The following is a 10,760-nucleotide window of genomic DNA, read 5'->3' on the forward strand; positions in this document are numbered from 1 at the left end:
CCTTCCGCCTCAACAACACCTGGAGAGATGCTGATGTCTGAGGCCGCCATCATTTCCGTGCGAGGAGTCAACAAGCAGTTCACCGGCGGGAACCGTACGGTGACGGCGCTACAGGACATCGACCTGTCGATCAACCGGGGCGAGTTCGTGTCGTTGCTGGGCCCGAGTGGCTGCGGCAAGAGCACCCTGCTGCGGATCCTGGCCGACCTGACCGAGCCGACCAGCGGCACGGTGTCGCTGAACGGCAAGACGCCGGGCGCGGCCCGGACCGACCGGGACTACGGGATGGTCTTCCAGCAGGCCGGCCTCTTCGAGTGGCGTACCGTGCAGCGCAACGTGGAGCTGCCCTTGCAGGTGGCCGGGGTGGACAAGCAGACCCGGCGGGCCAAGGCCCACGAGATGCTGGAACTGGTCCGGCTCTCCGACTTCTCCCGGCACTTCCCCTGGCAACTGTCCGGCGGCATGCAGCAGCGGGTGGCGATCGCCCGTGCGTTGTCGGCGGACCCGGAGATCCTGTTCATGGACGAGCCGTTGGGTGCTCTCGACGAGATGAACCGCGAGCGGTTGCAGGGCGAATTGCTGCGGATCTGGTCGGACACCCGGACCACCGTCGTGTTCGTGACGCACAGCATCTCCGAGGCGGTGTTCCTCTCGTCGCGGATCGCCGTCATGTCCGCGCGTCCCGGACGCATCGCCGCCAGCATCGACGTTGACCTGCCGTACCCACGGACCGCGGCGACCCGGACCACCGAGGCGTTCTTCGCCAAGGTCACCGAGGTCCGTACGGCGCTGCACGGCCTCCCGGCCGAGCAGGCGGCCCGATGAGCACGATGCGGATCGCGCGGGGCACCTCGCCCGGCGCCGGAGCCCGGGCGGCGGTCGGCCGGGCCCTCCCGGTCGTCCTCACCGCGCTGGTGATCCTCGGCTCGTGGCAGCTGCTGGTGACCGTCTTCGACGTCCCGTCGTTCATCGTCCCGGCGCCGGCCGACATCTCGACGGCGTTCGTGGCCGAGTTCGGCACGATCATGTCGGCGTCGGTGGTCACCGTGCAGGAGGTCCTCATCGGCCTGGTCCTCGGCGCGGTCGGGGGGGTCACGGTGGCGTTGGCGCTCAGCCGGTTTCCGGGACTCTCCGGTCCGGTGCTGACCGCGGCCGTCGTCATCAACTGCGCCCCGATCGTGGCCCTCGCGCCGATCTTCAACAACTGGTTCGGGGTCACCAATCCGATGTCCAAGGCCGGTGTGGCCGCGGTGATGGTCTTCTTCCCGGTCCTGGTCAACACCACCAGAGGGCTCCTCCAGGTCTCACCCCTGCACCTGGAGATCATGCAATCGCTGGCGGCCAAGCCACGACAGGTGGCGCTCATGCTGCGGTTGCCCAACGCGTTGCCGTACCTGTTCAACGCGCTCAAGCTCGGCACCACGCTCGCCGTGATCGGCGTGATCGTGACCGAGTACTTCGGGGGACCGAGCAACGCTCTCGGGGTGTACATCGCCTATCAGGCGGCCCTGCCCCGCTTCGAGTTCGCCTGGGCGGGGATCGCCGTCGCCAGCGCTCTCGGCCTGCTGATGTTCGGTGCCATGTCCCTGTTGGAACGCCTCTTGATGCCCTGGCACGAGTCCCTGCACGACAGCGACTCGTGAGCCACGGGCCACCACGATCTGTTGGAGTCAGAATGGCCCTGCAAATTTGGCGGACCTCCCGGAAGGGCCGACCCGCCGTAATCGCCACCGCCCTCACCGCCGCCCTCCTCGCCACCTCGGCGTGCGGTGGCATGTCCGATGACCCGAGCCCGTCCGCAGCCGAGGCCGGCAAGAACTGCGCGTCGACCACCAAGGTCCGGGTCGTACTCCAGTGGGTCGCCCAGGCCCAGTTCGCCGGCTACTACGCGGCCAAGGAGAAGGGTTACTACGCCGAGGAGTGTCTCGACGTCACGATCCAGGAGGGCGGCGTCAACATCGTTCCTCAGCAGGTGCTCTCCGCCGGTAACGCCGAGTTCGCGGTCAGCCACGTCACCAAGACGATGGTGACCAGGGCGCAGGGCGCGAACCTGGTGAACATCGGCCAGGTGTTCCAGCGCGGCGCGTACCTCCAGGTCGCCTGGGCCGACTCCGGTATCAAGGCGCTGGCCGACCTCAAGGGAAAGAAGGTCGGAAGCTGGGGCTACGGCAACGAGCTGGTGCTGTTCGCGGCGATGAAGGACGCCGGTGTCGACCCGAAGCGCGACGCGGAGATCATCCAGCAGCCGTTCGACATGTCGCTGCTGCTCCGGAGGGAGGTCGACGCCGCCCAGGCCAAGACCTACAACGAGTACGCCCAGCTGCTGGAGACCAAGAATCCGAAGACCGGCAAGCTCTACCAGCCGTCGGACTTCTCGGTGATCAGTCTCCAGGACTCCGGCTACACCAGCCTGGAGGACGGCATCTACGCCCGTGGTGACTGGCTGGGGGAGCAGGCCAACCAGGACACCGCGGTGAAGTTCCTCAAGGCGTCCTACCGTGGCTGGGGCTACTGCCGCGACGACGTGGCAGGCTGTGTCGACGTCGTGCTCAACAACGGCAGTGCCCTGGGGCAGGGGCACCAGACCTGGATGCTCAACGAGATCAACAAGTTGATCTGGCCCTCGGCCAACGGCGTGGGAATGATGGACCAGGCCGCCTGGGACCAGACGATCAAGATCGCGATCGACGGTGGCGTGTTGAAGGGCGTGCCGGACAAGGACGCGTTCCGCACCGATCTGTCGCAGCGCGCGAACGACGAACTCAAGGCCGACAGCTTCGACGTGCGCGGGGATTCCTACAAACCGCAGACCGTGACGATCACGGAGGGCGGGAACTAGCGACCGGCGGGTGCCGGGCGGGCCACCGCTCGGCACCCGGTCGCGGCCAGTGACGTCTGCCAAGATGTGGGCCGTATTACCCGTGCTGCCGATGCGATGATGGAGGAACCGATGGCGCCCAGTGAGGCGGGCCTGGTGCGACGTACGATCTGGCTCCTGCGGGCCGTGGCGGCTCATCCGGAGGGTGTCGGACTCAGCGAGGTGGCCCGGGAGGCGGGCATCCCCAAGGCCACCTGCTACCGGGTGCTCACCGTGCTGGAGCGGGAAAGCTGGCTCACCCTCGATCCGGTGACCCGCCGCTACCGGGTGTCGCTCGGACTGCTCTCCATCGTGGGTGGCCTGCTCGATGGGGGCGGCGCCTACGGCCACATGCGGGAGGTGCTGCGGAACCTGGCCGAGGAGACCAGGGAGACCGCGGGCTTCGACGTGCTGCTCCCGCCGAGGGTGATGGTCGTCGCCCAGGTGCCGGGGCCGTCGCTGATCGGGCAGACCCTGAAGCCGGTCCCGCGCACCCAGCCGGTGTGGGCGACCTCCACCGGGAAGGTGCTGCTGGCGGCGCTGAACCCGGAGTCGGTCCGGGCAGACTTCGCCGAGGAGTTCGCCGACCACGCCCCGCCGGAGGTGGGGGACCTCGACTCCTTCATGGGCTCGCTGGAGGCGGTCCGGAACCGGGGGTTCGCCTTCGCGTACGACGAACTGGAGGTCGGGGCCGCGTCGGTCGCCGCACCGGTGCGCCTGCGGGGGACGACGCCGTACGCGGTCTGGATCGGCGGGCCCACCTACCGGATCACCCGCGACCGCATCGACACCGTGGCGGAGTCGGTGATCAAGGCCGCCCGACAGCTCACCGACCTGCTGAGCAATGCCGACATCGATATTCCGAGTGCCTTTGCCAGAGGCTAGGGCACCCGCCGACCGTACCGGCTCGCCCGTGGCGACGCCTGCGGTGAAGGAGGAAACAATGGCCGTACCAGCCGAGGCGTTGGCAGCGGCGATGTCCGTTGTCGACAAGACCCCCAAGGGCCTGTACATCGACGGCGAATGGCGCGCCGGCCGGGGCGGTGCTGTCCTGGCCGTGGAGGACCCGGCGACGGGGTCGACGGTCGCCGAGGTGGCGGACGCCTCGGTCGAGGACGGGCTGGCCGCCCTGGCCGCCGCCGCCCGTGCCCAGTCCACCTGGGCCGCCACGCCTCCCCGGGAACGCGGGGAGGTGCTGCGCCGGGCGTTCGACCTGATCATCGAACGCCGGGACGACCTGGCCAGGATGATGACCCTGGAGATGGGCAAGGCGTTCGCCGAGTCCCAGGCCGAGGTCGGGTACGCTGCGGAGTTCCTCCGCTGGTTTGCCGAGGAGGCGGTCCGGATCGACGGCGGCTACCTCACGGCCCCGGCCGGGGGCTCCCGCGTCGTCGTCATGCGGCAGCCGGTCGGACCGTGTCTGCTGGTGACCCCGTGGAACTTCCCGATGGCGATGGGGACCCGCAAGATCGGTCCCGCCCTGGCGGCCGGCTGCACCGTCGTGGTCAAGCCGGCCAAGCAGACGCCGCTGTCGATGCTGGCGCTGGTCGAGATCCTGGAGCAGGCCGGCCTGCCCCGTGGCGTGGTCAACGTGTTCACCACCTCGCAGTCGGGCCGGGTCACCTCGGCCCTGCTTGCCGACGACCGGTTGCGCAAGCTGTCGTTCACCGGCTCGACTCCGGTCGGCCGGACGCTGCTCGCCCAGTCCGCCGACCGGGTGTTGCGTACGTCGATGGAGCTGGGCGGGAACGCGCCGTTCATCGTCTTCGACGACGCCGACCTCGACCTGGCGGTCGAGGGGGCCGTGCAGGCGAAGATGCGCAACGTCGGCGAGGCGTGCACCGCCGCGAACCGGTTCTACGTGCAGCGGTCGGTGGCGCAGCGGTTCGTCGGCGGTCTGGCCGAGCGGCTGGGCGGGCTGCGGGTCGGTCACGGACTGGACCCGTCGACCGAGGTCGGGCCGCTCATCGACCGGGCTGCGGTGGCGTCGGTCGCCGAGTTGGTCGGCGCGGCGACGCAGGCGGGGGCGAGGGTCGTCACCGGCGGCGGGCCGATCGCCGGGGAGGGCTACTTCTTCGCGCCGACCGTCCTGTCCGGGGTGCCCGACGGTGTCCGGACCGTCCGGGAGGAGATCTTTGGCCCGGTCGCCCCGGTCGTGGTGTTCGACGACGAGGACGAGGCGGTCGGCATGGCCAACGCCTCGGAGTACGGCCTGGCTGCCTATGTCTTCACCGAGAACGTCGGCCGTGGACTGCGGGTGACCGAGCGCCTGGAGAGCGGGATGGTGGGGCTCAACCAGGGAATCATCTCCAACCCCGCGGCGCCGTTCGGCGGTGTCAAGCAGTCCGGTCTCGGGCGCGAGGGCGGGAAGGTCGGCATCGACGAGTACCTGAACGTCAAGTACGCGGCGGTCCGGGCGTCATGGTGACCGGATTCCTGCTCGCCGGGGTCCAACTGGAGCCGGTCTTCGGTGACATCCCGGCGAACATCGCCAGGACGTCGTACTGGATCCGGGAGGCGGCGGCCCGTGGGGCCCGACTCGTGGTACTGCCCGAGGCATCCTCGGCGGGATACGTCTTCGCCGACCGGGCGGAGGCCGCGCGTCACGCCCAGCCGGTGCCGGACGGTCCCACGGTCGCCGCCTGGGCGCGGCTCGCCGAGGAACTGGACGTGTGGATCGTGGGAGGGGTCACCGAGCGGGACGGGGACCGGGTCTTCAACTCGGCGGTGCTGCTCGGCCCCACCGGCCATGTCGGAACCTTCCGCAAGGCCCATCTGTGGAACGACGAGAAGGACATCTACGACCCCAACCAGGACGGTTTCCCGGTCTTCGACACGCCGCTGGGTCGGATCGGGATCGGCATCTGCTACGACGCGTGGTTCCCCGAAACGTTCCGCAGCGCCGCGTTGCAGGGCGCCGACCTGGTGGTGCTGCCGTCGAACTGGGTACCGGTGCCGGGGCAGCCTGCGGCCGCCCCGGCGATGGCGAACCTCATGTGCATGACCGGGGCGCACTGCAACCAGTACTACGTCGCCGGTGTCAGCCGGATCGGGGTCGAGCGCGGCCAGGCGTTCGTCGGCCGGTCCGTCCTCGTGGGACCGGACGGTTGGCCGCTCGCCGGCCCGGCGAGTTCGGACCGCGAGGAACTCGTGGTGGCGGAGGTGGACCTGGTCGGCTCGCGTGCCGGGCGGTTGGACAACCCGTTCAACCAGCCGCTGGCCGACCGGCGGACCGACCTCTATGTCCTTGATGGGCCAGCCGTGAGCTGAGCGTGTTCCCGTTCGGGCGGTAGGCCGGCGCACTCTGCGGACCTGCGGGGACCGGGTGACGCGCCGACGTTCCGATCAACGGGATCTGTCCTCGAAGGCTATTGACTCGCTCTCCCCGCAAAGCCAATATATGAACCGATGGTTCATTCAATGAACCGACAAGAGGAGTGGTCGTGAGCATCCGGGTTCGCAAGCTGATCCGTCACCTCGAAGAGACACGGCTGGAGAACGGCCACCCGGTGCAGCCCTTGCACCGGGTCGCCTTCGTCGGGGCGGTCATCGAGAATCCCTACCCCAGTGAGTACGTCCAGGACCTGGTCAGCCTGGCCGACGAGATCGGCGAGGAGATCGGCAACCTGGTCGGCCCCGCCTGCGTGGAACTGCTCGGCGACGAGGTCGAGGCGTTCGGCAAGGCGGCTCTCGTCGGTATCGACGGAGAGGTCGAGCACGGCTCGGCGCTGATCCACAACCTCCGCTTCGGTAACGTCTTCCGCGGTGCGGCCGGCGGCACCGAACTGCTGCCCGCCGCCGAGAAGATCGGCCTGCCCGGCAGCCCGATCGACATCCCGCTCAAGCACAAGCTGGACGCCAAGACCCGTTCGCACCACCAGACGGTGACCCTCCAGGTGGCCGACGTGCCCCGGCCACGGGAGATCTTCGTGGTCTGCGCCGCGGCGAACGCCGGACGCCCGCTGGCCCGGCTCGCCGCCTTCGGCGCCGAGCTGACGAGCAACTGACCCAGCCGGACGGGACGGAGGCCAGCCGATGACGATGACCGACACCTGGACCAGCCAGCGGCTCAAGGACGTCGACAAGGAGTACGTGATCCACTCCTGGTCGGTGCAGGGCGCGCTCGACCCGATCCCCGTGGCCGGCGGATCCGGTTCGTGGTTCTGGGACTACGACGGCCGCCGGTACCTCGACTTCCAGTCGCAACTGGTCAACCTGAACCTGGGCCACCAGCACCCACGGCTGGTCGAGGCGATCCGCGCCCAGGCCGAGCAGTTGTGCTACATCGGACCCGGCTTCGCCGAGCGTTCCCGGGCGGAGCTGGCCGAGCTGATGGCCGGACTGACCCCCGGCGACCTGAAGATGAGCTTCTTCACCACCGGCGGGGCGGCGGCCAACGAGAACGCCGTCCGGCTGGCCCGGCACGTCACCGGCCGGCAGAAGATCATCGCCCGCTACCGCTCGTACCACGGTGCCACGGCCGGCGCGATGTCGCTGACCGGCGACCCGCGCCGGTGGGCGGCCGAGCCGGGGATGACCGGCGTGGTACGCATGCTCGACCCCTACACCTACCGGTGCCCGTCCGGACACCCCGACCCGTGCCCGGTCTGCTCCGGCGGCCCGCACCTGGAGGAGATCCTCCAGTACGAGAACCCGGAGACGGTCGCCGCGGTGATCGTCGAGCCGGTCACCGGCACGAACGGCCTGCTCTACCCACCGGACGGCTACCTGCGGTCGCTGCGCGAGGTCTGCGACCGGCACGGCATCCTGCTGATCTTCGACGAGGTGATGGCGGGCTTCGGCCGTACCGGTGAATGGTTCGCCTGCGACCACTGGGATGTCGTGCCCGACATCCTCACCACCGCCAAAGGACTGAACTCCGGCTACGTCCCCCTCGGCGCCATGACGGTCTCCGCCCGGCTCTCCGACTGGCTGCGGGACAACATGTTCTGGGGCGGCCTGACCTACGCCGGGCACCCGCTCGCCTGCGCCTCCGGCGTCGCCTCCCTGCGGATCATGCAGGACGAGGGCGTGGTCGAGAACGCACGGGCGATGGGGGAGCGGCTCGGGGCCGGCCTGGCCAGGCTGGCCGAACGTCACCCGAGCATCGGCGACATCCGCGGCCGGGGGCTGTTCTACGGCGTGGAACTGGTCCGCAACCGCGAGACACGGGAGCCGCTCGTCCCGTTCAACGCCAAGGGGCCGGCGGCGGCCCCGGTCAGCCGCCTGCTCAAGGCCGCGATGCAGCAGGGCGTCTACCTGACCGCCAACTTCAACGTCCTGCGGCTGACCCCGCCACTGGTCATCAAAGCTGAGGAGATCGACCTCGCGCTCGGCGTCCTCGACGAGGTCCTGTCCCTCGCCGACGAGCACTACCAGGGCTGACCGGCGGCGCAACGGGTGGGAACCCGACAGGGAGGAGAGACACGATGCCATCGACGCTGATCAAGAACGGGACGGTCGTCAACGCCGACGCGGCGGTCCGCGCCGACGTGCTGGTACGCGACGGCCGGATCGTCGCCCTCGGCGCCGGGCCGGGCTGGACCGCCGACCACGTCGTGGACGCGACCGGGAAGCTGGTCATCCCCGGTGGTGTCGACGCGCACACCCACCTGGAGTACCCGGTCGACGGGTTCACCACCCACACCGCCGACGACTTCCACACCGGGACCATCGCGGCGGCGTACGGCGGCACGACCACCGTCCTCGACTTCGTGAAGAAGGAGCCGGACCGGTCGCTGTACGACACCTACCTGCGTCGGCGGGACGTGGCGGCGGCCAAGGCCGTCGTCGACGTCGGCCTGCACGCCATCGTCCCGCCCCGCGCCGCCCAGCCCGACGTCCTCGACGATCTGCGCCGACTGGTCAAGGAGGGCGCCGCGAGCTGGAAGTTCTTCATGGCCTACCCCGGCCAGATGGTCGACGACAGCGAACTGCTCGACGGGTTCGAACTGGCACGCGAGTACGGCGTACTGCCGATGGTGCACGCCGAGAACGGACACATGGTCGCCCGGGAGGTCCGGCGGCTGGTCGACAGCGGCCGGACCGCCGAGAGCTTCCACCTGCGGGCGCACGGACACGAGTCCGAGGCCGAGGCGGTGCACCGGGCGGTCGTGCTCGCCGAGCACGTCGGTACGCCGCTGTACGTGGTACACGTCTCCAGCGCGGCGGCGGCCGACGAGATCAGCCGGGCCCGGGCGGCCGGGTCGAGAGTGTGGGGCGAAACCTGCCCGCAGTACCTGGTCGTGGCCTACGAGGACTACGCGGACCTCGGGGAACGGGCCGCCGCGTACGTCTGCTCCCCGCCCATCCGGGAACGCAGCAACCAGGCCGGCCTGTGGCGGATGCTGGCCACCGGCGCCCTGTCGACCGTCGCGACCGACCACGCCGGCTTCTGCCTGCACCAGCCCGACGACCTGCCACCGCAGAAGATGCGCAGTCCGGGCTACTTCCCGAAGGTGCCCAACGGCGTCCCCGGCATCGAGGACCGGCTGATGGTCCTCTGGCAGGCCGGGGTGGCCGGCAGACTGATCGACCCGTGCCGGTTCGTGGACCTCGTCGCCACCCGGCCGGCCAAGCTGTTCGGCCTCTTCCCCCGCAAGGGGGTCGTCGCCGTCGGAGCGGACGCCGACCTGGTGGTCTGGGACCCGGCGGCCGACCACGTGATCACGGCGGCGGGTTCGCACATGCGCACCGACTACAACATCTACGAGGGCATGCGGGTGACCGGCAAGCCGGAACACGTGTTCTCCCGGGGCGAGCACCTGGTCGACGGGACCGGCCTCCGGCAGGACACGCCCGGCCGGGGAACCTTCCTGACCCGCGCCGAACCGCACCTCTTCTAACCGACTCCTGACCTGACCCCATGCACCGAGCGGAGCTGACAACCGAGATGAAAATTCCCCTGGGCATCCACGTCGGCGAGAGACTCAGCCTTGAGCAGACCTACTGGCAGGCCGAGTTCGCCGACCAGAACGGCTTCGAGTCCGTGTGGGTCGCCGAGGGACGACTCGCCCGCGACGGCATCGTCCCGGCGGCGATCATCGCGAGCCGAACCAGGAACGTGAAGATCGGCACCGGTGTCGTCAACAACAAGAGCCGCAACGCGGCCCTGATGGCGGTCACCTTCAAGACCCTGGACGAGGTTGCGCCGGGCCGGGCGATCCTGGGCATCGGCGCGTGGTGGGAACCGCTGGCGACGAAGGTCGGCCAGCCGCTGTCCAAGCCGCTCAAGTCGATGCGCGAGTACATCACCGTCCTACAGACCTTCTTCCGCAACGAGGTCGTCTCCTTCGACGGCGAATTCGTGCAGATGCGGGACGTGCGCTTCGACAGCATGTACCGCGAGAACAAGCCGGTCGACATCCCGATCTACATCGGCGCGGTCGGCCCCCGGATGCTCGAACTCGCCGGCGAGATCAGCGACGGCGTACACATGGACTTCCTGCTGCCCCCGTCGTACCTGGTCGGCGCCCGCGAGGCGATCGACCGGGGCGTCGCCAAGCGGACCGACGGCCGCGACGGCATCGACCTGACCCAGATCGTGGCGTGCAGCGTCAACGACGACGACCCGCAGGAGGCCATCGACGCGTGCAAGGCCTTCCTCACCCTCTACCTCTGCCAGCAACCGCACATCGCCGAGCACTGCGGAGTGGAACGCGAACTCGTCGACCGGTTGCAGGAGATCGCCGGCTGGCCGGCCTCGCCGGAGGACATCAAGCGGGCGATGCAACTGGTCCCCAACAGCCTGGTGCAGAACGTCACGGCCTGTGGCTCCACCGACGACGCCTTCGAGAAGCTGGTGTCGTACCACGAGGCCGGGGTGCGCAGCCCGATCATCTCCACGCTGGGTGACAAGGAGCAGACCCTCACCCGGCTCGCCCAGGCAGCGAAGGGGTGACCC

At 69.5% G+C, this 10,760-nt stretch carries 10 protein-coding genes; all 10 read left to right on the forward strand.

The annotated features are described in order from the left end of the window. Positions 1-33 precede the first annotated feature (33 nt). The 10 genes from V6U90_RS22995 (at position 34) to V6U90_RS23040 (ending at position 10,757) form a co-directional block, all read left to right on the forward strand. Positions 34-825, forward strand: a complete 792-nt coding sequence (locus V6U90_RS22995; protein WP_334440288.1) for an ABC transporter ATP-binding protein — start codon at positions 34-36, stop codon at positions 823-825. Continuing rightward, positions 822-1,643 (forward strand): ABC transporter permease, encoded by an 822-nt coding sequence (locus tag V6U90_RS23000; protein ID WP_334440290.1) that lies wholly within the window; start codon positions 822-824, stop codon positions 1,641-1,643. The genes V6U90_RS22995 and V6U90_RS23000 overlap by 4 nt, the downstream gene beginning before the upstream one ends. Positions 1,644-1,675: 32 nt before the next feature. Next, positions 1,676-2,839 (forward strand): ABC transporter substrate-binding protein, encoded by a 1,164-nt coding sequence (locus V6U90_RS23005; RefSeq protein WP_334440292.1) that lies wholly within the window; start codon positions 1,676-1,678, stop codon positions 2,837-2,839. 111 nt (positions 2,840-2,950) lie between these two features. Next, on the forward strand, positions 2,951-3,742 hold the full coding sequence (locus tag V6U90_RS23010) for an IclR family transcriptional regulator (protein WP_334440294.1): 792 nt from the start codon (positions 2,951-2,953) through the stop codon (positions 3,740-3,742). A 58-nt stretch (positions 3,743-3,800) separates the two neighbouring features. Beyond that, complete coding sequence (locus V6U90_RS23015; RefSeq protein WP_334440297.1) at positions 3,801-5,285, forward strand: NAD-dependent succinate-semialdehyde dehydrogenase; 1,485 nt, start codon at positions 3,801-3,803, stop codon at positions 5,283-5,285. Then, complete coding sequence (locus V6U90_RS23020; protein WP_334440300.1) at positions 5,279-6,127, forward strand: nitrilase family protein; 849 nt, start codon at positions 5,279-5,281, stop codon at positions 6,125-6,127. Before V6U90_RS23015 ends, V6U90_RS23020 begins: the two co-directional genes overlap by 7 nt. A gap of 173 nt (positions 6,128-6,300) precedes the next feature. Beyond that, positions 6,301-6,864, forward strand: coding sequence for an amino acid synthesis family protein (locus V6U90_RS23025; protein WP_334440302.1), 564 nt, complete (start codon positions 6,301-6,303; stop codon positions 6,862-6,864). A 28-nt stretch (positions 6,865-6,892) separates the two neighbouring features. Beyond that, the gene (locus V6U90_RS23030) at positions 6,893-8,242 is read left to right on the forward strand and encodes an aminotransferase class III-fold pyridoxal phosphate-dependent enzyme (RefSeq protein ID WP_334440305.1); all 1,350 of its coding nucleotides are present in this window, start codon (positions 6,893-6,895) and stop codon (positions 8,240-8,242) included. Between the two features lie 44 nt (positions 8,243-8,286). Next, a complete protein-coding gene (hydA, locus tag V6U90_RS23035) occupies positions 8,287-9,702 on the forward strand; it encodes a dihydropyrimidinase (protein WP_334440308.1) in 1,416 nt (471 codons plus the stop codon). A gap of 47 nt (positions 9,703-9,749) precedes the next feature. Continuing rightward, on the forward strand, positions 9,750-10,757 hold the full coding sequence (locus tag V6U90_RS23040; RefSeq protein WP_334440311.1) for an LLM class flavin-dependent oxidoreductase: 1,008 nt from the start codon (positions 9,750-9,752) through the stop codon (positions 10,755-10,757). Positions 10,758-10,760: the final 3 nt, after the last annotated feature.

Origin of the sequence: Micromonospora sp. CPCC 206060 (assembly GCF_036906895.1) — a bacterium.
Taxonomy (GTDB): Bacteria; Actinomycetota; Actinomycetes; order Mycobacteriales; family Micromonosporaceae; genus Micromonospora.

Excerpts from the sequence above, each read along its gene's own strand:
- V6U90_RS22995 (WP_334440288.1), top strand. The coding sequence starts at position 34 with ATGTCTGAGGCCGCCATCATTTCCGTGCGAGGAGTCAACAAGCAGTTC.
- V6U90_RS23000 (WP_334440290.1), top strand. The coding sequence starts at position 822 with ATGAGCACGATGCGGATCGCGCGGGGCACCTCGCCCGGCGCCGGAGCC.
- V6U90_RS23005 (WP_334440292.1), top strand. The coding sequence starts at position 1,676 with ATGGCCCTGCAAATTTGGCGGACCTCCCGGAAGGGCCGACCCGCCGTA.
- V6U90_RS23010 (WP_334440294.1), top strand. The coding sequence starts at position 2,951 with ATGGCGCCCAGTGAGGCGGGCCTGGTGCGACGTACGATCTGGCTCCTG.
- V6U90_RS23015 (WP_334440297.1), top strand. The coding sequence starts at position 3,801 with ATGGCCGTACCAGCCGAGGCGTTGGCAGCGGCGATGTCCGTTGTCGAC.
- V6U90_RS23020 (WP_334440300.1), top strand. The coding sequence starts at position 5,279 with ATGGTGACCGGATTCCTGCTCGCCGGGGTCCAACTGGAGCCGGTCTTC.
- V6U90_RS23030 (WP_334440305.1), top strand. The coding sequence starts at position 6,893 with ATGACGATGACCGACACCTGGACCAGCCAGCGGCTCAAGGACGTCGAC.
- hydA (WP_334440308.1), top strand. The coding sequence starts at position 8,287 with ATGCCATCGACGCTGATCAAGAACGGGACGGTCGTCAACGCCGACGCG.
- V6U90_RS23040 (WP_334440311.1), top strand. The coding sequence starts at position 9,750 with ATGAAAATTCCCCTGGGCATCCACGTCGGCGAGAGACTCAGCCTTGAG.